The sequence below is a fragment of the Psychrobacter sp. TWP2-1-2 genome, assembly GCF_049896785.1.
Taxonomy (GTDB): domain Bacteria; phylum Pseudomonadota; class Gammaproteobacteria; order Pseudomonadales; family Moraxellaceae; genus Psychrobacter.
Map to the genome: position 1 here is coordinate 14,102 of NZ_JAFCVA010000014.1, position 26,139 is coordinate 40,240.

The window sequence follows — 26,139 nt, forward strand, 5'->3', positions numbered from 1 at the left end:
CTTATACCACCGTCATCATTACCAGCACTAGTAATACAGCCATGCCCAAGCCAAAGCTTGCAGCGTAACCTCGAAGTGACCCAGTTTGCGTCGCAGACAATACCTTATTACCAGCAGATGCCAGCTTAGGCAAGACGAGCCACGCTTTATCGATAGGGTCGGCTTTAAATAAGCGGCCGATGAACAAAAAGGGTTTTACAAAAATTACATCGTATAGCGCATCAAAACCTAGACCATGATAACACCAGTGATATAGCGCCCCACCAACACGTGAGCGCTTAAAGCGGGTGAGCATGCGACCTTTATCCACCACATATAATAGCGCCGCTATTATTAGACCAGCCAGCATCGCACCCATGGCGATAAACTCAGCCGTATGCTTACCATGCGCTTGACCAGCGACTTCCAATAAATGCCCAACGCTCTCTGGCAATACGCCTTGTAATGGCGGGGTAATAAATGCGCCCACTGCCGTTGATAATACGAGCAACACACTAAGTGGCAGCCAATACGACACACCAGATAACTTATGCGCGTGCGTTTTCTCTTCACCAAAGAAGATAATCCAAATCATACGGAAGGTATAAAGCGCGGTTAAGAAAGCACCGAATACACCCATATAAAATAAGACCATATGACCGGTTGCATAACTTTCCCAAAGAATCGCTTCTTTAGAATAAAAGCCAACGGTGACCCAAGGTATTGCCGCAAGTGCACCGCCACCAACGATATAGCACCAAAATACCAACGGTATCTTTTTACGTAGACCGCCCATCTTAAAGATGTTTTGCTCATGGTGTACCGCAAGAATGACTGCACCTGATGATAAGAATAACAATGCTTTAAAGAAAGCATGGGTCATCAAATGGAAAATTGCGCCTTGCCACGCGCCAACGCCGAGTGCTAAGAACATATAGCCAATTTGGCTCATGGTTGAGTAAGCAAGAATACGTTTGATGTCGGTTTGTGCCAGTGCACAGAATCCAGCAACGACCAACGTCAATGCCCCTACGCCGCCGACCCAATATAATAAAATACCAGGCGTCAGCTCAAACAATGGATGTAAGCGAGCGATTAAATAAACACCTGCCGTGACCATCGTTGCCGCGTGAATAAGCGCTGATACTGGCGTCGGACCTGCCATCGCATCAGCCAGCCATGTATGTAATGGCAGTTGGGCTGATTTACCCATCGCGCCGCCAACTAACATCATGGTTGTCAACATCATCGTTGGATTGTTGATATCAAACACTTCTGGTGCACGGATAATAATCTCTTGAATATTAAGCGTACCAAATTCACGGAATAATAAAAACAGACCGAAGGCTAAGAATACATCACCTACGCGCGTCACCGTAAAGGCTTTCATCGCTGCAAGACCATTGGCGCGGTCATGGTAATAAAAACCGATCAGTAAGTACGAACAGATACCCACGCCTTCCCAGCCAAGATAAAGCAAGAACAAGTTATCTGCTAATACTAGCAATAGCATACTGGCAACGAACAAGTTCATATAGCTAAAGAAACGGGCAAAGCCAGTGTCACCTTTCATATACCAAGCGGCAAAGAGATGGATTAAAAAGCCAATCCCAGTGATGACACCCGTCATCGTCAGTGCCAAACCATCAAAGCTCAGACCGAAACTTGGGGCAAAATCTCCGACTTGGAACCATGTCCAAAGCGGAATCTCTATGACTGTTCCTGCTGGATTATTGGTTAAAAAAGTATAACTAACGATTAACGTGCATAGTGCTGATAACAGCATACTACCGACACCGACAATCGCTGCCACCTGCTCTGTTAGCTTGTCGCGCATAAAGGCTAAAATCAAAAAGCCAACGAGCGGGAATATAAAGGTTAATGGTAATAAACTCATGACATCATCCTTTCATCTCATTGGCGCTGTCGACATCGAGATGCCCACGCTGATGATAAAACCGCAATAATATTGCCAAACCAATGGCGGCCTCTGCTGCTGCCAAGGTCAAAATAAAGATAAACATAATCTGTCCATCTGGATCGACCCAACGACTGCCTGCCACCACAAATGCTAATGCTGTTGCATTCATCATGATCTCAAGGCTCATTAGCATAAATAGGAAATTACGTCGTACCATGACGCCGCACAGACCAATGGCAAATAAGATACCTGCCAAAATCAGTCCATGGCTCATGGGTATCATGCCCAGTACATTCTGCGCCTCAGCAACTGGCTGTACTAAGCCCGCTACCTCGTGGGCAAACGGCACGTTTGACACATCTTGTGCCACGCTCGCTGCTAGTACCATTAGTCTGACTCCTTGCGCGTGACTTTATTCACACCCAGCTGCGTACCTACATTCATACTTACATAGTCATGCGGGTCAACATCTTTATATTCGTAAGGTTCTGCCATTTTCGCCGCGTCAGCATCTATAGGCATGCCGTGATTATCGTAGTGTTTGATACTCGCAACATTAGCATTAGATGCTTGACGATCATTACTGTGGTTTGCATTAACAGTAACCTCATCAGCGATAGACTCTTTACCCAAATGATACGCGGCGACCAAGGCTGCCAACAGTAGCAATGCAGCCACTTCTATCAACATCACATATTTAGTAAATAGCACCGTACCCACTGCTTTGGCAGATATTGTCGAGCCACCAATCATTGCCGCTTCGTCATGACCCATACCAATCATCGCATACAGCACAACCGCGATAATAATCGTTAACCCTGTCGGTAGCGCCCAAGTGCCCGCATCAAGCCAGCGCTCTTCACGCTCATCATTGCTCATGCCTAAATTAAGCATCATGATGACAAAAACAAATAGCACCATAATAGCACCGGCATAGACAACAATCTCTAACGCACCAGCAAATGGCGCGCCTAGTACAAAAAATATCCCTGCGATTGCCAGTAATGACACAATCATCGATAAGATAGCATGCACTGGATTGGCTTGAGTCACGACGCGCAGACTGGCAAATATGGCCACTGCTGCAAGCGAATAAAACCCAGCCAGTTCAGGATGGTTCAAAATATTCATCATGGTAGCAAGCTCCTTAGATCAATCGGTGCAGCTTCGTTTTGTGCTGCGCCTTTTGGTTTGTCCGCTACCGCCATACCCGTCACACGATAATAGTTATAATCAGGATATTTACCCGGCCCTGAAATGAGCAAATGCTCTTTTTCATAGACCAAGTCTTGGCGCTTATATTCACCCAACTCAAAGTCAGGCGTCATTTGAATGGCTGTCGTTGGACACGCCTCTTCACACAAGCCACAAAAAATACAGCGCGAAAAGTTAATTCGAAAAAACTCTGGATACCAACGACCGTCTTCACGTTCCGCTTTTTGTAAGGAGATACACCCTACCGGGCATGCCACCGCACACAAGTTACAAGCCACACAGCGCTCGTCTCCATCAGGGTCACGCGTTAGGACAATACGTCCACGAAAACGCGGCGGCACAGGTACCGGCACCTCAGGATAAAGGATGGTGTCACGCGGTCTGAGCGCATGACTATTGACCATCCACATGCTGCGGACAATGGTAAATAGTCCAATGACGGTCTTTTTTATGGTAGTAAACATGGGATTATTATCCTTATCAGCTTTACCCTAGTTCATCAATGATGGCTAGTGATGACTATAACGTTGGGGAAAAGATCAAAATGACCGCAGCAGTAACCAACAGATTAATCAACGTTACTGGCAGACAAACTTTCCAGCCAAAGTTCATCACTTGATCATAACGCGGACGCATGAGTGAGCCTCGAGCCAAAATAAACATGGTCATAAAGAACAGCGTTTTAATCATGAACCAAAAAGCTGGTGGAATAAATGGAATATCTAAATTAAAAGGTGCCAACCAACCACCAAAGAATAAGCACGTCATCAGGGCAGAAATCAGGACAACGTTGACATATTCGCCAATAAAGAACATACCGAACTTCATGCCAGAATATTCAACATGATAGCCTTCAGCCAGCTCTTGTTCTGCTTCTGGCTGATCAAATGGATGTCTATGGGTGACTGCAACACCAGCAACGACAAAGGTCAAAAAGCCAAAAAACTGCGGAATGATATACCAGCCGTCGATTTGCGCCTCAACAATGGCGCGCAAGTTAAATGAGCCTGTCAATGCGACTACGCCCATCAGTGATAAGCCCAAGAAGACTTCATAACTGATCGTTTGTGCAGCAGAGCGCAAACCACCCAGTAGCGAGAATTTATTGGCAGAGGCCCAACCACCGAACATCACTGCATAGACGGCAATACCTGCCATCGCAAAGAAGAACAGAATACCAATGTCCCAATCAGCCACGCCAAGCGTCGGCGAGATAGGAATAATGGCAAATGAGGCCAATGCGGTAAACATCGCGACCGCAGGTGCCAAGGTAAACATAAACTTATCGGTAAAGTTCGGCGTCCAATCTTCTTTAAAGAAGATTTTGAGCATATCAGCAACCAGCTGCAACGAACCAAAGGGTCCGACGCGGTTTGGACCGTAACGGTCTTGCCAGAGTGCTAGCATGCGGCGCTCATAGACAATCATCATAGCGGCAACCATAACCACGACCAAGAAGATGACCAGTGATTGCCCGACCATAAATAAAATGGACCAAGCATCAAAGCTCATGCTACCAGCCAAGAAGCTTGGCACATCAGGGATAATACGGGTAACTTGCATATTACACCTCCTGTGTGGTGGTCGGTGCTGTGTTCATTTGCGCAGCATCGTTATTGTTCATCATATCGTTAGCCATGCTACCCATCATCGTCACTGGTGCATCCACTTTGCGAACCGACGCTGGCATTGATGGATGAATAATACTCACCTGCCCAACTGGGTAACCGATACAGCCTTCTGCTAAATAACCGACAATCTGTACTGGTAAGGTAATTTGTTGCTTATCGACTTCAATCGCTAAGTAATCGCCATTAGCGATGTTCCAGTCCTTAGCATCATCCATCCCGATACGCCATGCAGCAACAGGCAGTTGCTCCGCAACCACTGGGCTACGTGACGCCATCATAGAGCTGGCATAAATATTATTGATAGGCACCAGTTTGGCTTGTCCTTGCTGCATATCGGTCGTCGTCGCAGACATAGCATCTGGTGCAACATATTGACGTGTTTCTAAACGTGCTAGCTGATCGAACATGCGCACACCTGGGTCGCCATTTTTTAGATGACCACCGACCTTGTCTTGATACTTGTTCCACGCTTGCGGTGAGTTCCAGCCTGCCGCATTGGCAAAAGGAATCATTGAGCTTGGCGTTTCTTTACCACTATAACCTTCCATTGAGAAAGTCAAACCGGTGTCTAAATCTTTTGGCTGCATCGGCTCATGCACAGATATCGGTGCACGCATAGCGGTACGACCTGAATAGCGACGCGGCTGACGAGCAATTTTAAGACCCGTCATACGGTAATCGGCATCAGGAGCAGCATTTTTAATACCCGCAAGCTTAGGATGCGTGGCGATCAATGCATTGATGACGTCATCTAGCTGCGTCCAATCAACATCACGACCCTCGATGCTGCTATGCACGGCATGTAACCAGCGCCAGCCCTCTTTAATACTGCTCATTGGATGATAGTATTCGTTGTCGTAAACTTGGAAGAAACGCTGTGCACGACCTTCAGCCGATATCAACGTACCGTCTGCTTCTGCAAAACTAGCCGCAGGTAATACAATATCGACATCTTTGTGCCAATCAAGTAGCTGATGATCTAGCGCAATGACGGTTTTATCAGATAATAGCTGCGTTAATTTATTGGCATCGATGGCATCAGTCAGCTGATTTTCAGCAACGATAACCACATCAAAATCAGTGGCCAGCAGCTCTTCTACTGATTGACCTCCAAGCATGCAAACACCCATGCTATTGGCATCGGTAACTGTTAAGTAGATACCTGCTTGTGCATGATACTTATTGTTTACTTCTTTCAGCTCAAGTTTTTTAGCAGGAGCGCGTTCTACATTGTCTTGAGTTTCTGTATCAACACCGGTTTCAGGTTTGTTTGGTTTAGCAGATAGCTCTTTATCTTCTATTTGCGCTTGCTCATCACGGACTTGAGCATTATACGTGTCCACTTGCTGCTGTTCAGTCGCTTTAATGGCTGAGCGTTTTTGGGTCAATGCTTGAGTAATCTGCGCCGCTGCTTCGATCAATACGGTAGACGATAAGCTGCTACCCGAGATGACCAGTGGCTTATCCGCTTGAATCAAGTCATAAGCGATTTGCTTCGCTAATGCTTGCATACCGTCAGTCTCAGTACTGGCATTAGTACTAGTAGCAGTATCGACATCTTGCTCAGCTGCTTGTGGATCTGCGATTTCTGCGAAATCATCAGCGAAATTGGCAATTTCATCAGCCACTTTAAAGCCAAGTTTAGTGATGTCTTCAGGCGTTGCTACGACACTGACTTTACTGATGTCTTCTAGCTTAGTCTGTACCACGTCGATGACATAAACTGGGCTTAACGCATCTTGAGCAATACGTTTAACAGGCTCGGCAAGCCACGGCTGCGTTTGTAGCGCCGCTGCCATTTTCAGGCCTTCGTTTTTTGCCGCTTGGCGTACTGACAACGCGACACGTGACGAAGTTTGAGTGATATCTTCACCCAATACCAACACCGCATCATAACTTTCGATATCAGTCATGCTAGGGTTATAAATGCCATCAGTACTTAATACTTCGATGCATTTATTGACCAGTGCTTGCTGCTGATGATTGAGACCCGTTGAAAACTTATCAAAGCCAACGAGGTTTTTTAGCGCAAAGTTGGTTTCTAGACTGGCACGCGGTGAGCCAATACCGATGACTTTTTTGTCTTTGATACGCTTGATGGTTTCATCTAATGCATAATCAATATTGATTTTGACATGCTTATCATTGATACGTTCAAGCGCTTGGGTTGGGCGATCGTCACGATTGACATAGCCATAACCAAAGCGGCCACGGTCACATAAGAAATAGCGGTTTACTTCACCATTATAGCGGTTTTCAATACGGCGCAATTCACCATAACGCTCACCCGGTGAGATATTACAACCTGCTGAGCAACCATGACAGATGCTTGGCGCATACTGCATGTCCCATTTACGGTTGTAGCGCTCAGAATGCGTTTTATCGGTAAAGACACCCGTTGGGCATACTTCCGTTAAGTTACCTGAGAATTCGCTTTCGAACTGGCCATCTTTATCACGGCCAAAGTAAACGCGATTGTTTGAGCCGTAAACACCCAAATCTTCGCCGCCTGCGTAGTCTTTATAAAAACGGACACAGCGATAGCAAGCGATACAGCGGTTCATCTCATGCGCGATGAATGGGCCAAGCTCTTGGTTATGATGCGTGCGTTTGGTAAAGCGATAACGACGACGGCTATGACCTGACATATAGGTCATGTCTTGCAAATGGCAATGTCCGCCCTCTTCGCAAGTTGGACAGTCATGTGGATGGTTGGTCATCAGTAACTCAACCATCGACTTGCGGAATGCTTTGGCTTCATCGTCAGTGACAGAGATATACATGTCATCGCCCGGAGCGACCATACATGACATCACAAGACGGCCGCGACCTGCTTCCATATCTTCTTTGTTTTGGAATTGCTTGACCGCGCACTGACGGCACGAGCCTACTGAGCCAAGGGCTGGATGATAACAAAAATACGGCACATCAATGCCGAGTGATAAGCAGGCTTGTAGCAAGTTATCTGCGCTATCTACTTCGACAGTGGTTCCATCAATATGTATGACTGCCATGCCGCTCTCCTTATTTCACTTCTGGCTGTTGATTGGCTGCCGCATCAATGACATCGACACCAACCGCCTGCGCGATTTTTTGATCAAACTCTGGACGGAAATATTTAATCGCACTCATCAGTGGTTCCATCGCACCCGGCGCATGTGCACAGAAAGTTTTACCAATCCATAAGTCACGCGTAAGGCCTTCTAGCTTTTCCACATCGCCGACTTGCCCTTCACCATCATTGATAGCAGTAAGCAATTTGACACCCCAAGGCAGACCGTCACGGCATGGCGTACACCAACCGCAGGATTCGCGTTGGAAGAAAATCTCGAGATTACGAACGAGTGGCACCATATCTTGTGTTTCATCCACGACCATAATTAGCCCAGTACCCATACGGCTACCTGCTTTTTGAATGGTGTCAAAATCCACCACCACATCTAAATGCTCAGTGGTTAAAAAGTCAGTAGAGGCGCCACCTGGTAGCCAAGCTTTCAGTGTTTTACCTTCTTGCATACCACCCGCTAAATCCTCAATGATTTCGCGTGCCGTATAACCAAACGGTAACTCCCACAGACCTGGGTCATTGACTAAACCTGAGCAGCCAAACAGTTTGGTACCCGGTGTCTGGCTCTTGCCTTTGATGTTAGATAATGACTGATACCATTCAACACCATGGTTTAGGATGGCTGGCATGTTACACAAGGTTTCAACGTTGTTGACGACGGTTGGACGACCCCATGCACCAGAAATTTGTGGAAACGGTGGTTTGGTACGTGGATTAGCACGGCGACCTTCTAAGCAATTAATCAATGCGGTTTCTTCACCGCAAATATAACGTCCAGCGCCAGTATGCACATGCAGATTAAAACTAAAATCTGAGCCTAAAATATTCTTGCCCATTAGATTATTGGCCAAGCATTCTTCGATAGCAGCGACCAAACGTTCAGCGGCCAAGATGTACTCACCACGGATAAAGATATACCCGTCAGTTGCACCAATCGCATGCGCGGTAATCAACATACCTTCAATTAACTGAAACGGTAGGCGCTCCATCAATAGGCGATCTTTAAAGGTGCCCGGCTCCATTTCATCAGCATTACAGATGAGATAACGTGGTAGACCATCTGGCGGTGACATAAATGTCCATTTCAAACCAGCATTAAAACCTGCACCGCCGCGACCTCTAACGTTAGCAGCTTTAATCATGTCACCGACTGCTTTGGGCGATTGACTCAAAGCTTGCTTTAAGCCATCAAAGCCTTTTAACGACTCATAGGTGGTCAAATCTAGTACGGCATCATGGTGTGCTAGACGCCATGTTAACGGTTTGGTTTCGCTAGTCGCTGTTGCTTTATCACCATAAATTGGAATGCGCTGCTCATTGAGCTGGCTTGGCGCTTTGCCTTGACTACGTTGAGCAATCTGCTCTGAAAGCGTTAATCTCATGCGTATAGCTCCAATAATTGCGTGACTTCTTCAGGCTGAACAGGACCATACGTGTCTTCGTCAATCAACACAGCAGGGCCTTTATCACAGTTACCTAAGCAGCAAATTGGCAATAGCGTAAAACGACCATCAGCCGTTGTCTGACCATACTCAATACCCAGCTGCGATCTGATTTCAGACGATAACGCCTCATAGCCTGTCAAAAAACAAGCCACTGAATCACAGATAAGGATGACGTGGCGACCGACAGGCTGACGATAAATACGGTTAAAGAAAGTAGCAACCCCGTCCATATCTGACATCGGAATGTCTAGAATATTGGCAATGGCATTCACTTGTGCGTCATCGACCCAGCCGTTGCGCTTTTGCACAATCTTTAGCGCATCGAGCGAAGCAGCACGTGCTTGTGGGTAATGGTGCATAAACTCATGAATAGCCGCAATTTCCTCGCTAGTGAGAATGCTTGCCACATCTACTTTTGGCATTTTGTCGGAAACAATTTTCATAGTCTTCTATCTGTCCTCACTCATCACGCTTTATCAGCTAATAGCGACAGTCTTATAAGTGTCGCTATATGGCAAGATATCAGCATTTTGGTGTGCCATTTGGCAATGATATATTGATAAACGTATTTCTTTAATAACAATAATTTTCTGATCAAAGCATTAGACTAAAGTATTAGCGATCACAGTCAGCCATTACAATATCAATCGATGCCAAATACATAATGGCATCAGAGACGAGCGAGCCATTAATCACCGATGGCATCTGCTGCAAATGCGCAAATGTCGGCGTACGAATACGGGTACGATAGCTCATCGTCGCCTTATCCGATGTGATGTAATAGCTGTTCAACCCTTTGGTCGCTTCTACAATCGTCGTACACTCGCCCGCTGGCATCACAGGACCCCAAGATACTGAGATAAAGTGATTAATCAAGGTTTCAATATCGTTTAAGGTACGGTCTTTTGGCGGTGGTACCGCTAGTGGATGATCGGCTTTATAAGGGCCTTGTGGCATGTTATCCATGCACTGGCGAATAATACGTAGCGACTGACGCATCTCTTCGACTTTTACCATACAGCGATCATAAGCATCACCGTTATAACCGACTGGCACTTCAAAGTCGTAATTCTCATAGCCCATGTATGGACGTGCTTTACGCAAATCGAAGTCAACGCCTGTCGCGCGCAGACCTGCACCAGTGACGCCCCACGCTAATGCTTGCTTAGCATTATACTGAGCAACGCCTTGGGTGCGGCCTTTGAGCACGCTATTTTGCAATGCCGCTTTGACATATTCGTCCAAGCGTTTTGGCATCCAATCCAAGAATTCGCGAACCAGACGCTGCCAGCCACGTGGTAGATCAGCAGCCGTACCGCCGATACGGAACCAAGCAGGATGCATACGATAGCCAGTCACGGCTTCGATGACGTCATAAGCTTTTTGGCGATCGGTAAACATATAGAATACAGGGGTCATGCCACCCGCATCCTGAATGAACGTACCAACGAATAGCAAGTTATTGGTAATACGGAAAAACTCACTCATCATCACGCGGATAGTCTCAGCGCGCGGTGGAATCGTAATCCCAGCCAGCTTTTCGACCGACATGATGTACGGCAGCTCATTCATCACACCGCCGAGATAATCGATACGGTCGGTATAAGGAATAAATGAGTGCCAAGTTTGACGCTCAGCCATTTTTTCTGCACCGCGATGGTGATAACCGATATCAGGGATACAATCGACGACTTCTTCACCATCGAGCTGTAGCACAAGTCTAAAAGCACCGTGAGCAGAGGGATGGTTAGGACCGATGTTCAAGAACATAAAGTCTTCATCACGACCTGAGCGTTTCATGCCCCATTCTTCTGGGACAAAACGCAAGTTTTCTTGCTCGTACTGCTGCTTGGCGGTATTCAAGAAATATGGAGTAAACTCAGTCGCACGAGCATGATACTCTTTACGCAGTGGATGACCTTCCCAGTATTTTGGTAATAGAATACGGGTCAAATGCGGATGACCGGTAAAGACAATACCGAACATGTCCCACACTTCACGCTCGTACCAGTTGGCATTTGGCCAAATCTGCGTAGCGCTCGGTACATTGACATCGTCTTCACTCAGCGCGACTTTAATACGCACATCACTATTACGCTCAAGCGACATTAGGTGATAAAACACTGTAAAGTCACTGTCAGGCAACCCTTGGCGATGCTGACGCAGACGCTCATCTATCGCTGACAAGTCAAATAGCATGACGTATGGCTGGGGTAATTTACGCAAGAATAAAAGAACGTCGAGCAAATCAGCACGTGCCACCCAAACCGTTGGAATCTCATCCACAGTGTGCTGCACGACAAACTTACCGGCATACTTCTGCTCCAGCTCGGTGATAACCGCTGGAATAGGCTTAATATTAGGATCTATGTTTTCAACTACCGTGACCATGAATGATGTATTCCTTCATTAATCATCATTGAGCTATGTTGAGCCTAACCGAGCTATGTTAATCATAACTGAACCATGTTAATCATAACTGAACTACGCTAAACATAAGCGAACTACGATGAATATATGCGTACTGAGCACTTTTACGGATTGTGTATGATTGAGCCAAACTAAAACATGATATAACCAAATAATTTATGCCTAATATGCTATTTATCAAATGCAGTTTGGCTACAGGCTCGCTGATTAAATACTGTCTGGGCTACGCAAGTTTTTCACAGCGATACGATCTGCTTGCTTACGGTCACGCTCAGGCGTCATTTGTGGCTGATAGATACCCTGATCATTGACATGAATACCTAGCGGGCGACGCTCTTTAGTAATCGACTCTTGCAGCAACATTAAGCCTTGGATCAACGCTTCTGGACGCGGCGGACAACCGGGCACATAGACATCAACAGGAATAATTTTATCCACGCCTTGCACGACCGAATAGATATCATACATACCGCCCGAATTGGCACAGGCACCCATCGAGATAACCCATTTTGGCTCAAGCATTTGCTCATAAAGGCGCTGAATAACCGGTGCCATTTTGACAAAACAAGTACCAGCGACGATCATCACATCCGCCTGACGGGGCGACGCGCGGATAACTTCGGCACCAAAACGTGACAAATCATGAACGGCAGTTAGGGTGGTGGCATATTCGACATAACAGCAAGAGGTACCAAAGTTAAATGGCCAAAGTGAGTGCTTGCGCCCCCAGTTTGCTGTTGAATGGACGAGGTCTTCGAGACGACCCATAAAGACGTTTTTATTCACTTCGTCTTCGATTGGGTCATTGACCGTTTGACTGGTCTGTGCAGGATAGATATCTGCATCAGGGTTGGCTTTTGTTAATGTGTATTTCATAACATACAACCTTTATATTAGGCGAAGCGCAGCAATCATCTTGCTTCCGCTATCCCCTTAACTTCTATTATTAATAAGCGACCATTTTGCAGTAACGTGCCACAAGACCGTCAAAAGCGATTAGCGTTTGACTTTGTCTTGTTGCGCAGATGTGGCAAAATCCATGGAAGTCACATTACCAGTAGTATTAATATGATCGATATTTTGCAAGTGACGGCGATTAGTCTCGATATTGTTCGAGACGTTAATCTGCCCTGAAGACTGGGCTGGTATCTTGCCAGTTGGATCGACCATCAGCTCATCGACGCCATCAAACTGCGTAATATCTGCCAAATTAAAACCTGCCGGAGCTGCATATAGACGTGGTTGCTTGCGGCGCTTGTCCGATGGTGCCCAATTCATCGCACCCAGACTGAGCTCGTATACCAAGCCTATAATCAAGATGGTAATGAATATCGCGGCAGCAGCGAAGCCCAGCCAGCCTGCTTCACGTACTGAAACGGCATAAGCGTACAAATATAGCGCTTCTAAATCAAAGATAACGAAGAAGATTGCCACCAAATAGAATTTGGCAGACAAACGAATACGGGCGTTGCCAGCTCCGACAACACCCGCTTCAAATACTTCTTCTTTTTGTGAGCCCTGAGAGCGACCGCCAAGCAAACGCGGCACAACCAGCATAAAGACCACTAGCCCAATGGCGGCTAAGATAAAAGCAATGGCTGACCAATTAAAAGCAGACATGATAATACGTGCTCCTCACCCAATCGAGTGTCAAGCGCAGCGCGCATACTCACAAACTATAGAGTGGTAATAGCGACTGGCATAACGCAGACGAAAACACAAAGTAACTGCCATTGGGTCTTAATAACTCAATGGCTCATATAGATACTGTGCTGGTAATAACCAATTATCAAGCTTATTGACGACGATGTCAGACATGACCAACTATAGATACTCCGATATATAACGGAGAAAGGCTGGTCGCCTAACGCATCTTCTAACAACGTAAGATCAACGTATTAAATCAATATCATATTCGATAGTTTATTTAATTGATTTAATAGCTCATTACACGTGGTCAACAATGACGAGACAACTGGCATAAATTATTTACGTACTATACGCATATCAGTGCCTAAAAGCTAGTTTTTAACTGTATTGAACGGTCACTTTATAGGTGAAAGAAACATGTTTTTTTTACCATGAATTATGATATAGACGTTACCTTATATTAAGCCTAAATCCACATTTTTGAGTGGACGCTAGTATATATAGTATAAGTCACGAAAAATTAACGCTTTTTTACTGGGTGCCGATCCTTGAACTCCTCCCCAATGTGACGGTTTTTGCTTTATAATAACCCGCCTAATTGCATGGTAGTATCAGCGGCTGTTTTAACGATGGCGCTCTCGATTAATTGTCACAAAATATTAACGGTCATGAGCGTGATTAGCGGATAGGTTGATTAACCTTATCGACGCCATGTTTTGATATCGAGATGACGCAACAAACTATAATGCTATGTTGCCATCTTGCGCTATCGATCTGCCTCATACGTGCCGTTTTTATCTCACTGAGCAACGCTTGATATCAACACTCGCCTTTTTTGCTTTCTTTTTGCTTTTGTCTTACAGGTCACCTTATGAGTCAACTTAATCCCAAACAACAAGAAGCGATGCTTTACGTATCCGGTCCATTGCTTGTGCTAGCAGGTGCCGGCTCCGGTAAGACATCGGTGATTACCCGCAAGATTGCGTATCTAATCGAAGAATGCAACATGCCAGCCGAGCGTATCACCGCGGTGACCTTTACCAATAAAGCGGCGCGCGAGATGAAAGCCCGTGTCAGTAAATTGCTGCCGAGTGAAAAAACTCGCGGGCTAACGGTGTCTACCTTTCACCAATTTGGGCTACAGTTTTTGCGTTATGAGCTGATTCATACCCCGCTCAAAGGTAACTTCTCCATCATGGACAGCGACGACAGTAAGCGTTTGCTGATGGAGCTGATGATGCGTGACAATTTAAGCGGCGCTGAAAGTCGTGAATTGGTCGGTAAAGCCATTAAAATGATTTCTGACTGGAAAAACGATCTGATTGAGCCGGATAAGGCGATGGAAACCTTAGACGATCCAGAAGACATGATCTTCGCCAACCTCTATGCCTTATATGAGCGCAATTTGCGTGCTTATAACGCCGTTGATTTCGATGATTTGATTGTCCTGCCGACCAAGATATTACGTGAAAACAGAGAGCTGCGTGATAAATGGCAAAACCGTATACGCTATTTATTGGTCGATGAATATCAAGATACCAACACCGCCCAGTATGAGATGATTAAATACTTAGTCGGACCGCAAGGGCGTTTTACCGTCGTGGGCGATGACGATCAATCTATCTATGCGTGGCGCGGTGCAAAACCGGAAAACATGGCGCTACTCAAAGAAGATTTCCCAAAACTCAAAATCGTCATGCTTGAGCAAAACTATCGCTCGACCACGCGTATTTTGACCTCTGCCAATGCCGTTATTACCAATAACGAGCATTTATTTGAGAAGAAACTCTGGTCAGATAAAGGTCAAGGTGAAAAAATTCGCATTATTAACTGTCGTAATGATGATGATGAGTCTGAGCGTGTGGCAAAAGAGATTGTCACTCATAAACTGCGTTTCGGTAATGAGTGGGAGCAATATGCCGTTCTTTATCGCAGTAACTTTCAGGCACGCATGCTAGAGGCGCAGTTGCGTCAACTGCAAGTGCCTTATAAGTTGTCGGGTGGTCAGTCGTTCTTTGCACGTAGTGAAATTAAAGACATCATGGGCTATCTGCGTTTGATTCTTAACCCTGAAGACGACAGTGCGTTTTTACGTATTATCAATACGCCTAAGCGTGGAATGGGGCCAGCAACGCTAGAGAAGTTAGGCTTATTTTCACAAGAGCATAGCATCTCGCTACTCGCTTCTTGTACGCATGCAGGGCTCGCGCATGTTTTGCCATCGAAGGCTTATGGTACGATAAAGGAGTTCGGTGAGTTTATTGAACATTATACGCGTGAGCTCGATCAGCATCCTGACCCTGTGCCTATCGTCCGCCAAATGATTGATGAAACGGGTTATATCGACTTTGTGCGTAGCGACGCCAAAACCCCGCAACAAGAAAAAAACCGTATCGATAATATTGATATGCTCTACACTAGTATTCAATCACTGATTAATCGCGCCGAAGAAGACGAAGATCGCACCATTGATACCATCATTCGTAAGCTGGTGTTGCTGGATATGCTCGAGCAACAGCAAGAAGAAGAAAACACCAACAAGGTTAACTTGATGACCTTGCATGCAGCAAAAGGTTTGGAATTTGATTTTGTGTATATCATGGGGCTTGAGGAAGAAATGCTACCGCACCGCAATTCTATCCTAAGCGAGACGGTCGAAGAAGAACGGCGCTTGATGTATGTCGGCATTACTCGTGCGCGTCGAGAGCTGACATTGACGTTAGCGACTCAGCGCCGTGCGGGCGGACAGATGCGTGTCACTTCTGAATCGCGCTTCTTAGATGAGTTACCAGAAGAGCATATTGACTGGCCAGCCAAGGCGAAAAAGAAAAAAGCGACTAAAGATCCAGAAGCCGTTGCTGATGAATACTTGGCTAATATTCGCGCTTTATTGGGTAATCGTTAGCGTTAGGCTTAGCGCTTGAGAGCATCACCAGTTAGCGACATGAGAAATTAGCACTTATTCGACATTTTAGTGCTTGTTATTATTTATACTTTCTAAAAACTTTGGAACCTTTATGCCTACCCCTATGCCTGATCAGGAACGACCATCTACGCTACAGGGAGATTATAATCCGGCAGAGTATAGCGGCGAATATAAGCTTCTATACCTGCAAAGTTTGGTTGCTGACAAGGCATACGAGGCGATTACTGAGTTTTTAGAAAAGCAGTCCAAATATGAGATTGCGAGCCTATTAGAATCGTTCCCTAGCCAAAATCGCTTATTGATTTGGGCACAAGTACCAGAAAATATCAAAGGCGAAGTACTTGCCGAGTTAGAGTTTGATACACGCCAGCCGCTGTTAGAAAACGTTTCATCGAAAGACATTTCCTTATTTACCCAAGACCTTGATGCGCAAGACATCTCTGAGATTTTAGACACCGTCACCGAAAGTGTGCGTACCTCGGTGATGGCAACCTTGGATGAAGACATCCGAGTACAGGTCAATAAGCTCGATACCTATGCTGACTGGGAAGTCGGTCGTTATATGGATCCTGACCTCATTCAGATCAGGGATGATATCACCCTTGCAGAAGTACAGAATTGGCTACGAGAAAATGACGATTTGCTCGATGATGAAAGCCAAGAGCTGCTGGTCGTTGATCAAAGCCAACAATTACTTGGGCTGCTCAGTCTGGTCGATTTGATTAAACATGATCAAACTACCTTAGTCTCAGAATTGATTGATAACGCCATCACCATTAATGATCGCTTAGACATCCAAGATGCCGCAGCGATTTTCCGCTCAGAGGACATTCGTTTTGCCCCCGTTATTAATAGCCATGGTGAGTTGGTCGGTCAGTTAAATGGCGAGGACATCATGGAAATTATCCAAGATGATGTCGATAGCACCATGAAAAACCTCGCGGGTGTCAGCCAAGATGAAGAGCTGTTTGCGCCTATTTTAACCAGTGCCAAAAGCCGCAGTATTTGGTTAGGCATTAACTTGTGTACCGCCTTATTGGCTGCCGCTGTGATTGGTCAGTTCGAGGCGGTACTGGCAAAAGTGGTGGCGCTGGCGATACTCATGCCTGTGGTCGCGAGTATGGGCGGTATTGCTGGGTCACAAACTCTGACAGTGGTTATTCGTGGTATGGCGATGGGTCAAATCGGTGGTTCTAACCGTTTATGGTTATTAAATAAAGAGCTGTGGGTTGGCGCGATAAACGGTATCATATGGGCGATAATCATGGCGATTATTGCCCAACTATGGTTTCATGACATTAAAATCAGCGCCGTCATTGGTTTTGCCATTGCCATTAATATGACTGCTGCTAACGTTTCGGGCATTAGTATTCCACTGCTCCTAAAACGCATGAATATTGACCCTGCCCTATCCGCCTCGGTTATTTTAACCACCGTGACGGATATCGTCGGCTTTATGTCATTCTTAGGTTTGGCGAGTGTGTTGATACTATAATCACATAGCCAACGTTCAAACAATATTATTTAGAAATCATATAGTTTAGAAATTATCTTATTTAGAAACAATATGATTTAGAAACTATCCAACCGTTAAGTGAGTGCGTTATGCAAGCTGTACAAGTTAAAGTATTAAACCCTAAAATTACTGAAGATAAAGCGTTCTCGTTACCGACACGCGCCACTGATGGCAGCGCTGGTATCGACTTGCGCGCTTGTATTGATGAGCCATTGACGATTAAAGCAGGTGCCACGCATTTAATTGGTACTGGTTTGGCGGTTTATATCCAAGATCCTAACTTTGCAGGGATGATTTTACCGCGCTCAGGTCTTGGTCATAAGCACGGTATCGTCTTGGGTAATTTGGTTGGCTTGATTGATGCCGATTATCAAGGTGAGCTGATGGTCAGTATTTGGAATCGTAGTAATGAAGACTTTGTGTTGAATCCTGCGGAACGTATGGCACAATATGTCGTCGTACCCGTTGCCCGCCCTGAGTTTGAAGTGGTGTCAGAGTTTAGTGATACCAGTGCACGCGGTGCAGGCGGCTTTGGACATTCAGGCCGCCAGTAATTAGTTATCATTACTGATTTGCCATTTTAATTGTACTTTAGTCATCACAAAATCACCATCACGTGAATCACGCCATAAGGAGAGTAAGCGATGCCGTCTTTTGCTGCGCAGCAATGCTTATTTCGTGCTTATGATATTCGTGGTTCACGCCAGCATTTTACGACGGATTTTATCCAAGCATTAGGCAAGGCATTTGCTCAGCTTTACAGTGTCGCAGATTGCAACTCAACCGCAGCTCCTGCCAAAGCCTGCTTACCAAAACCAAGTATCGACCTTAAAAGAACCGTCATTGTGCTTGGTTATGATGTGCGTCTCGGTAGTGATATTATCGCTCAGAGATTGGCTAATATACTGACTGAATATGGCCTACAGGTTATCCAGCTGGGGTTAATTACTACCCCCATGATGGTTTTTTGGGCAGAGCAACATTCTGGTCATGGCATTATCGTCACCGCCAGTCATTCTGCTAAAGACATTTTAGGTATCAAATGGTTGGTTAACCATCAATCTCCGAGCCATGCAGAGATTCAGTTGCTTTGGCAAAAAACGCGAACTAACTATGCCTGCCACCTCAATCACGCTCAAACACAGGTCGATGCTCAAAATACGCTGACAAATACAACTGCTAAATCTATTTGTAATCAACCTTTCAATTTATCTGATGCACAAGTCGCGATGACTTATATTGAGGCTATCGCTCAAGTTTTTAAGCAAATCCATCCCTGTAATAAACCACTTCTCAAAGATAACCAACAACCACCTGACACCCTTGATGTGGTGGTTGTCATAGACTGCATGCATGGGGCGACCAGTAATATCGCCCAGCGTTTATTTGAGCATTTTTGCCAGCAGGTCATCATGATTAATGACACCGCAGATGGCAGTTTTCCCTCTGGCAATCCTGATCCCACTGAACCACACCGTCTCAAACAATTACAGCGAAGTGTGCGTCAACATCAAGCAGATATAGGTATCGCTTTTGATGGCGATGGCGACCGCTTAATGATCGTCGATAATAGCGGTAAAGTTGTCACGCCCGATCACTTGCTATATTTATTAGCGCAAGTGGCGCTGACCGAACACCCTGAAACGCTGTGTTATAAAAGCCCAGTCCATTCACAACTGCCCTCTCAAATCCTTTTTGATATTAAATGCTCCCATCATCTACCGAAACTCTTGTCTGAGCTTGGCGCAACACCTGTGCTCAGTAAAACGGGCAGCAGCTTTATGCGCCGACAGATGCAGCATTCTGCTGGTCAAATTGTCTTTGCGGGTGAATTGTCAGGGCATTTCATATTTAACGATAGCCGCTTTATTATCTATGATGATGCCATGTACGCGGTCTTGCGATTGCTGCATTGGCTAACAGCTTACGATGCTCACGGTAAAAAATCTCTGACTGATATTACAGAGCAATTGCCTGCTATGGTCAGTACAGCAGATCATTATTTGCCGATGCCTAAAACCCTTAAAAAAGACGATGCTCTCGTCGTACAGCTGACAAAATTTTGTCAGTATTTACGCCAGCTCGTGGAAGCGACCATGGCAGAAGATTCTGGTGATCATTGGATAGCTACTAGCCAGCCATCGCTTTGCCGTTGTTCGATGAGTCGGCAATATATGACGTCCAAGCAAGCCAAATGCTTATTTCCAGTGGGGACGAAGCTGAGCTGTATTGATGGCGTGCGTTTGGATTTCGCCCATGGTTTTGGGGTGCTCCGCCAATCAAACACCAGTCACAATCTTACCGCACGCTTTGCTGGTGATAGCATAGAAGACTTACGTGACATCCAAGCAAAATTTGCCGCTTTATGTCGCCCATTTGATAAAAAACTGGCGGAACAAATTGTCGCTATTCCTGCCGAATAGTTTTGATCAAAATAGTTACCGTCAAAGTAGTTGCTGTCAAATAAAAATATGACTTTTTAATACCATAACTTAGGAGTTTATAATGACGCTTAATTTAGATGATGCCAAAAACACTGCTGAAGTATTGACCACGGCGCTGCCTTATATCCAGCGCTTTGTCGATAAGCTTATCGTGGTCAAATACGGTGGCAATGCGATGACGGATCCTGCGCTTGAGAGCTCATTTGCCCGCGACATCGTCTTGTTAAAAACCGTTGGCATTCATCCCGTGGTCGTGCATGGCGGTGGCCCACAAGTGGATAACTTATTAAAAGAGTTGGGGCGTCAGTCAGACCGTATCGATGGGATGCGCGTCACCGATAAAAGCACCATGGATATCGTCGAGATGGTTTTGGGTGGTAGCGTCAACAAATCTATTGTTAGCTTAATCAACAAGCACGGTGGCCGCGCTATCGGTTTGACGGGTAAAGATGCCAATTTAATCCTAGCCAAAAAACTGATGATGGAAAAAATTGGCGCAGATGGGATTGCTGTGCCCGTAGATTTAGGGTTTGTCGGTGATGTGGTCAGTGTCAATAAAGACGTGATTAACATGCTCATTGCCTCTGACTTTATTCCCGTCATCGCGCCGCTTGGGGTCGATAGCGAAGGCAATACGTACAATATCAATGCCGACTTGGTTGCAGGTAAAGTAGCGGAATTCTTGCAAGCTGAGAAATTAATGCTATTGACCAACATCAAAGGTGTGCTGGGTCGTGACGGCGAAGTCGTGACTGGACTCACGCCAAAGAAAGTCGACAGCCTCATTGAAGACGGCACTATCTCAGGCGGCATGATTCCCAAAATCCAATGTGCACTTGATGCGGTACGTAGCGGTGTAAAAAGCGCGGTGATCGTCGATGGTCGCGTGCCTCATGCCACGCTGTTAGAGATTTTTACCAATGAAGGGGTTGGTACATTAATCAGTCGTGATTTAGGCTCATCATTGGCCGAGTAGCAGGAGTAAATCATGGCATTGTGGCTTTGGTGTCTACTTTTTATCTTAGAAAGCCTGTATTGCTGGTGGATTATTGGCTATGGTGGCGCAAAATGGATAGAAGGGTGGAAGTCATTTTTCCTCATTGAGTGGTTTGCACTAGATTGGAATGCCGAACAAATTCGCCTGTATGTGCTTATTATTTGGGGCTTTAGTGTGATTTGGTTTATTTTAGGTGTTATAAAGCCCGAGCTAAGAGGTTCTTAGCTCGGGCTTTATTGATGGTAGCCGTATTCTTTTACGAAAAAACTTTATCAAACTCAGCTTCATCATAACCGCATAATAATAATGGCTTATTTTTATCTAACCGCTCACCTTCAACTATCGGACGTTTGATCATACTAGTATTTTCTACGAGCAAATCAATAGCTTTATCCACATCGCTATCCGCCGCTTGCTTTTGACTGTCGTCTAGTTTGCGCCATGTCGTACCGCGCTTATTGAGCACCTTATCGATGCCTAATTTAGCTACCCAACGCTGAACGCTATCTTTATCGATACCTTGTTTTTTATAATCATGAAATTCATAGCTAACGCCTAGATCATCAAGCTTAGCAAAGGCTTTTTTCATGGTGCTACAAGATTTGATACCGTAAATAGTGATGGTCATAGAGACTCCTCAACGTCAAATATAAATTAAATGCTTATTTACTGAAAAAAATAAACGAGCGATAACAGTATAAAAATAATTAATAATAGCCATTTGGTTTTTTTAGTAATCAGCTTTATTCTTTCCATTTCAATCGACTGATAATGTATGGCAGGCTTTCCTTCAAAAGCGAGTTTAACAATATGATAAATCTCCATCTCATTGAGTAGCGTATCTTTGTACCTCATAGTTTTTAACGGATACTGTATGACCTTACCTTGTTTTGGTTGAATAACCAATGCCCAAGTCTCTGTTCTACCATAAACCTGATAACTTATATCTATATACTCAACATCACGCCACAACACAGATTTTTGTTTTGACTTGCGTAGAACTTGCAAAATAGTTAGTCCATTCGTACTGATCTGTAAGGCAGGTTTACCGCTAAGTAAAGCCAGTAATGACACTATTATTCCTAAAACGATAAGTATTATAAGTAACAACAAGATTATGACGGCAACCCAACCGCCCTCCTCTTGCATTATAGGTACGCCGTAATAATACAGCGGAAAAATCAACAACCCCAAAGCCAAAATTAATAATATGTGTTTGTTTGATAAATACAAATCAATAGGATATGTGAATACTTGCCCTTTTTTTAGTTTTTGCATGCCTAGCCTTACTGTAAGTCCATAAGTGTTTATATAGTATTTAATACTGCTCTATTATTGCGCTGCCCCATCGCATTTTTTGCCGATTTGCGCTATTCTAGCGTATCTAATTTCTTATCAAAATATTCAATCTCGAGCCAACTATGAGCAATACTGTGACATCTGACCAAGCTGAAAACAATCATTATAACCCACAAGCGATAGAAGCGGCGCAGCAAGCCAAATGGGCAACTGACAAGCGCTTTGAAGTGAGCAATGAGCCAAGCGATAAGCCAAGTCGCTATATGCTGTCGATGTTCCCTTACCCAAGCGGTAAGCTGCATATGGGTCACGTGCGTAACTATACGATTTCTGATGTACTGAGCCGTTATTATCGCCTCAAGGGCTATGAAGTCATGCAGCCTATGGGCTGGGATGGCTTTGGCTTGCCAGCAGAAAACGCGGCGATTGCCAACCAAACTCCACCTGCCCAATGGACGTTTGCCAATATTGACAGCATGCGCGCGCAGCTTAAATTACTCGGTTTATCGATTGACTGGTCACGTGAATTTGCCACTTGCAGCCCTGAGTATTATCAGTGGGAACAGTGGTTGTTTTTACAGTTATACAAAAAAGGCTTGGTCTACAAAAAACTGTCGACCGTCAACTGGGATCCTGTTGATAATACCGTCTTAGCCAACGAGCAAGTCATCGATGGTAAAGGCTGGCGTAGTGGCGCTGCGGTCGAAAAGCGCGACATTCCGATGTATTACTTCAATATCACCGATTATGCTGACGAATTGCTCGATGATTTGGATCAGTTAGAAGGTCACTGGCCATCAGAAGTATTGACCATGCAGCGCAACTGGATTGGTCGTAGCGCAGGCATGGAAGTACACTTCCCTTATGAGCTTGCTGGCGAGACCAATACCTTAGATGTGTTTACTACTCGCCCTGATACTTTGATGGGTGTGACTTATGTGGCGGTCGCCGCCGAACATCCGCTAGCGCAGTATGCGGCTGAGCATGATGAAGCGATTGCGCAATTCTGTGCGCTTTGCAAAAAAGGCTCAGTTGCAGAAGCAGACCTAGCTAAAGCTGAAAAAATCGGTATGGCTACTGGTCTTACGGTCACGCACCCACTCACTGGCGAAGAAGTGCCAGTATGGGTTGCCAACTATGTACTCATGAGCTACGGCTCAGGCGCGGTGATGGCTGTCCCTGCTCATGATGAGCGTGATTATGAGTTTGCGATTAAATACAGCTTACCCATCAAACAAGTCATCGATATCCCTGTCGGCTATTTCGATACGTTAGAAGCAGATGCAAAGGCGAACGATACTGAGATTAATCGCGCTTATACCGAACGCAATACTTTGGTCAATTCAGGCGAATTTGACGGGCTAGACTTTGAGCAAGCATTTGAAGCGATGCTGACCAAACTAGAACCACAAGAGCTTGCTAAGAAAAAAATCCAATACCGTCTCCGTGATTGGGGGGTTTCTCGCCAGCGTTATTGGGGCTGTCCTATCCCAATGGTAAACTGTGAGCATTGCGGTACCGTACCTGTCGAAGAGCAAGATTTGCCCGTTGTCTTACCGACTGATGTCGTTCCTGATGGCCGTGGAAATCCATTAAAAAACATTCCAGAGTTTGTCAATACGACATGTCCTAAATGCGGTAATCCTGCTGAGCGCGAGACTGATACCTTTGATACCTTTGTGGAATCAAGCTGGTACTATGCACGCTTTGCAAGCCCAAATGATGCGCAAAGCATGGTCAATAAATCTGCCGCCAATAAGTGGCTGCCTGTCGATCAATACATCGGCGGTGTTGAGCACGCGGTAATGCATCTACTTTATGCACGCTTCTTCCATAAACTGATGCGTGATGAAGACTTGGTGTCAGGAAATGAGCCGTTTGCTAATTTGATGACGCAAGGCATGGTATTGGCAGGGACATTCTATCGCCTAAATGCGGATGGCAGTACCACTTACTATTTTGCAGAAGACATTGATATCGACTATGACGAACGAGGTCAGCCGATTAAAGCCATCTTAAAATCTGATGGGCAGCCTGTGACCATTGGCAAAATCGAAAAAATGTCTAAGTCAAAAAATAACGGTGTCGATCCGCAAATTACCATCGATAAATACGGCGCTGATACCGTTCGTCTCTATACGCTCTTCACCGCACCTGCGGATCAAACGCTAGAATGGTCAGATGATGCGCTCAAAGGCCCTTATAACTTCGTCAAAAAAGTATGGCGTATTGCTGCTGAACACATGCAAGCGCTTACTGCCGCGAACTTAAGCGTCGAGACGCTGAACAATGAAGCTTTGAGCACTGATGGCTTAAGAAAAGAAGCCAAAAACTTACGCCGTAAAACTCATGAAACCATTGCTAAAATTGATAGTGATTTGGGTGATCGTTTGGCATTGAACACGCCTGTATCAAGTTTGATGGAGCTTGCCAACGAGCTGACTGGCTTTAAGGCCAATAGCAAGCAAGACCTACAGGTACAGCATGAGGCATTGACGGATCTGCTGATTATGCTATCCGTATATGCGCCGCACATTGGTGAACATTTACTTGAGCAATTGGGTTTAGATACCATTACCTTGAATTATCCAGAAGTTGATAAAAGCGCTCTGGTACAAGATATGATCACGATGGTAGTACAGGTCAATGGTAAAATGCGCGGTAAAATGGATGTAGCCCCAAATAGCGATCCAGAACAGCTAAAAGCACAAGCACGTTCAATGGAAAGTGTGGCAAAATTCTTGACTGGCGACATCAAAAAAGAAATCGTCGTCCCTAATAAGCTGGTAAACATCGTGGTGGTAGGCTAGATTTTTTAGGCTCAGTACTTTTTATTAGTTTAATGAATAGTCTGAGCCTTTTTATAATATTAGGATAGCGATTATGTCGTATAAATATCGAGCAGGTCAGTCCCCCAAAGCCAGCTTAAGCAAAAAAGACGCTTTTGCTAAAAAATCAAACGGACAAAAACTGGCGGCGGCTTTTCTGACTGCCCTGCCAATGTTTACGCTACTAGGTGCAACGGCAGCTATTAGTGGCTGCGGCTTTCAATTACGTGGCTATGACGCACCAATGCTGCTTGATGTCGCCAAAACAGCCGTGATTCTCGAAGACAATCGCACCTCATTTCCGCTTAAGCTGCCATTGACAAGACGCCTAAAAACTTTAGGTGTTGATGTCATTGACAACATGACAGCAGCTGATGTTGCGAACAATAACAAACAAGCAAGTGCTGAACCCATTGCCGCTATCACCATCAATAACGTCCGTTTTAAGCGTTATGAGCTGGTCGGTGTCTTGACAGAGATCCGTTTGGTACTTTCAGCAGATGTTAGCTATCAGACGATGGAAAATGGTAAACCAATTACGCTAAGCAACCCCATCCAAGTCGAGCGTAGCTATCAATATAATGAAGCATCGGTGAGCACTGATGATCAGCAAGGCGATCAAATTCGTGACTGGCTCTATGACAGTTTGGCACGCCGAATTACTGATCAATATGTCGCCATCTCCCTACCAAAGATCAGCTCTTCTGGAGTCAGACAATCTGTGCAAAGCGGTAATGGCTCAACATCGATCGCGGTGGTGGTGCCAAACCCATAGTTTATAATGCGCAACA

At 45.2% G+C, this 26,139-nt stretch carries 21 protein-coding genes; 8 read left to right on the forward strand and 13 right to left on the reverse strand.

The genetic code is table 11. The annotated features are described in order from the left end of the window. Nucleotide 1: 1 nt before the first annotated feature. The 11 genes from nuoL to ndhC form a co-directional block, all read right to left on the reverse strand. Nucleotides 2–1,876, reverse strand: a complete 1,875-nt coding sequence (nuoL, locus tag ACP7AE_RS11780; RefSeq protein WP_426243257.1) for an NADH-quinone oxidoreductase subunit L — start codon at nt 1,874–1,876, stop codon at nt 2–4. 4 nt (nt 1,877–1,880) lie between these two features. After that, nucleotides 1,881–2,189 (reverse strand): NADH-quinone oxidoreductase subunit NuoK, encoded by a 309-nt coding sequence (gene nuoK / locus ACP7AE_RS11785; RefSeq protein WP_045445153.1) that lies wholly within the window; start codon nt 2,187–2,189, stop codon nt 1,881–1,883. Between the two features lie 98 nt (nt 2,190–2,287). Continuing rightward, nucleotides 2,288–3,034 carry an NADH-quinone oxidoreductase subunit J gene (gene nuoJ / locus ACP7AE_RS11790; RefSeq protein WP_426243259.1) on the reverse strand — a complete coding sequence of 249 codons (747 nt, stop codon included), beginning with the start codon at nt 3,032–3,034 and terminating at the stop codon, nt 2,288–2,290. Beyond that, nucleotides 3,031–3,579 (reverse strand): NADH-quinone oxidoreductase subunit NuoI, encoded by a 549-nt coding sequence (gene nuoI, locus ACP7AE_RS11795; RefSeq protein ID WP_045444743.1) that lies wholly within the window; start codon nt 3,577–3,579, stop codon nt 3,031–3,033. The genes nuoJ and nuoI overlap by 4 nt, the downstream gene beginning before the upstream one ends. Before the next feature lie 55 nt (nt 3,580–3,634). Further along, complete coding sequence (nuoH, locus tag ACP7AE_RS11800; RefSeq protein WP_045445151.1) at nt 3,635–4,627, reverse strand: NADH-quinone oxidoreductase subunit NuoH; 993 nt, start codon at nt 4,625–4,627, stop codon at nt 3,635–3,637. Between the two features lie 52 nt (nt 4,628–4,679). After that, complete coding sequence (gene nuoG, locus ACP7AE_RS11805; RefSeq protein ID WP_201539523.1) at nt 4,680–7,760, reverse strand: NADH-quinone oxidoreductase subunit NuoG; 3,081 nt, start codon at nt 7,758–7,760, stop codon at nt 4,680–4,682. A 10-nt stretch (nt 7,761–7,770) separates the two neighbouring features. Further along, a complete protein-coding gene (nuoF, locus tag ACP7AE_RS11810; protein ID WP_426243261.1) occupies nt 7,771–9,195 on the reverse strand; it encodes an NADH-quinone oxidoreductase subunit NuoF in 1,425 nt (474 codons plus the stop codon). After that, nucleotides 9,192–9,701, reverse strand: coding sequence for an NADH-quinone oxidoreductase subunit NuoE (nuoE, locus tag ACP7AE_RS11815; RefSeq protein WP_109592522.1), 510 nt, complete (start codon nt 9,699–9,701; stop codon nt 9,192–9,194). Before nuoE ends, nuoF begins: the two co-directional genes overlap by 4 nt. A gap of 172 nt (nt 9,702–9,873) precedes the next feature. Further along, the gene (gene nuoC, locus ACP7AE_RS11820; protein WP_201539521.1) at nt 9,874–11,649 is read right to left on the reverse strand and encodes an NADH-quinone oxidoreductase subunit C/D; all 1,776 of its coding nucleotides are present in this window, start codon (nt 11,647–11,649) and stop codon (nt 9,874–9,876) included. A gap of 246 nt (nt 11,650–11,895) precedes the next feature. After that, entirely contained in the window at nt 11,896–12,564 is a 669-nt protein-coding gene (locus tag ACP7AE_RS11825) for a NuoB/complex I 20 kDa subunit family protein (protein WP_404642164.1), read from the reverse strand. 120 nt (nt 12,565–12,684) lie between these two features. Continuing rightward, on the reverse strand, nt 12,685–13,308 hold the full coding sequence (ndhC, locus tag ACP7AE_RS11830; protein WP_055124534.1) for an NADH-quinone oxidoreductase subunit A: 624 nt from the start codon (nt 13,306–13,308) through the stop codon (nt 12,685–12,687). Between the two features lie 901 nt (nt 13,309–14,209). Between ndhC and ACP7AE_RS11835 the strand changes: the two genes are divergently transcribed. From ACP7AE_RS11835 to ACP7AE_RS11860, 6 genes are all read left to right on the forward strand, one after another. Then, a complete protein-coding gene (locus tag ACP7AE_RS11835) occupies nt 14,210–16,243 on the forward strand; it encodes a UvrD-helicase domain-containing protein (protein WP_201539519.1) in 2,034 nt (677 codons plus the stop codon). Between the two features lie 112 nt (nt 16,244–16,355). Further along, nucleotides 16,356–17,759: a magnesium transporter gene (gene mgtE / locus ACP7AE_RS11840; RefSeq protein WP_083475673.1), complete on the forward strand. Its 1,404-nt coding sequence runs from the start codon at nt 16,356–16,358 to the stop codon at nt 17,757–17,759. A 110-nt stretch (nt 17,760–17,869) separates the two neighbouring features. Further along, on the forward strand, nt 17,870–18,334 hold the full coding sequence (gene dut / locus ACP7AE_RS11845) for a dUTP diphosphatase (RefSeq protein WP_045444733.1): 465 nt from the start codon (nt 17,870–17,872) through the stop codon (nt 18,332–18,334). A 90-nt stretch (nt 18,335–18,424) separates the two neighbouring features. Continuing rightward, nucleotides 18,425–20,203, forward strand: a complete 1,779-nt coding sequence (locus tag ACP7AE_RS11850; RefSeq protein WP_426243265.1) for a phosphomannomutase/phosphoglucomutase — start codon at nt 18,425–18,427, stop codon at nt 20,201–20,203. Between the two features lie 82 nt (nt 20,204–20,285). Then, entirely contained in the window at nt 20,286–21,200 is a 915-nt protein-coding gene (argB, locus tag ACP7AE_RS11855; protein WP_055124537.1) for an acetylglutamate kinase, read from the forward strand. Between the two features lie 12 nt (nt 21,201–21,212). Next, complete coding sequence (locus ACP7AE_RS11860) at nt 21,213–21,446, forward strand: hypothetical protein (protein WP_426243267.1); 234 nt, start codon at nt 21,213–21,215, stop codon at nt 21,444–21,446. A 31-nt stretch (nt 21,447–21,477) separates the two neighbouring features. Here the strand turns inward: ACP7AE_RS11860 and ACP7AE_RS11865 are convergent, their stop codons facing one another. Next, nucleotides 21,478–21,849 (reverse strand): Spx/MgsR family RNA polymerase-binding regulatory protein, encoded by a 372-nt coding sequence (locus ACP7AE_RS11865; RefSeq protein WP_426243269.1) that lies wholly within the window; start codon nt 21,847–21,849, stop codon nt 21,478–21,480. 38 nt (nt 21,850–21,887) lie between these two features. After that, nucleotides 21,888–22,499 (reverse strand): hypothetical protein, encoded by a 612-nt coding sequence (locus ACP7AE_RS11870; protein ID WP_426243271.1) that lies wholly within the window; start codon nt 22,497–22,499, stop codon nt 21,888–21,890. Between the two features lie 143 nt (nt 22,500–22,642). Here ACP7AE_RS11870 and leuS point away from each other — a divergent pair, with 143 nt between their 5' ends. Together leuS and ACP7AE_RS11880 are read left to right on the forward strand one after the other, a co-directional pair. Then, nucleotides 22,643–25,330 carry a leucine--tRNA ligase gene (gene leuS, locus ACP7AE_RS11875; RefSeq protein ID WP_426243273.1) on the forward strand — a complete coding sequence of 896 codons (2,688 nt, stop codon included), beginning with the start codon at nt 22,643–22,645 and terminating at the stop codon, nt 25,328–25,330. A gap of 73 nt (nt 25,331–25,403) precedes the next feature. Continuing rightward, complete coding sequence (locus ACP7AE_RS11880) at nt 25,404–26,123, forward strand: hypothetical protein (protein WP_227676280.1); 720 nt, start codon at nt 25,404–25,406, stop codon at nt 26,121–26,123. The last annotated feature ends 16 nt before the right edge of the window (nt 26,124–26,139 follow it).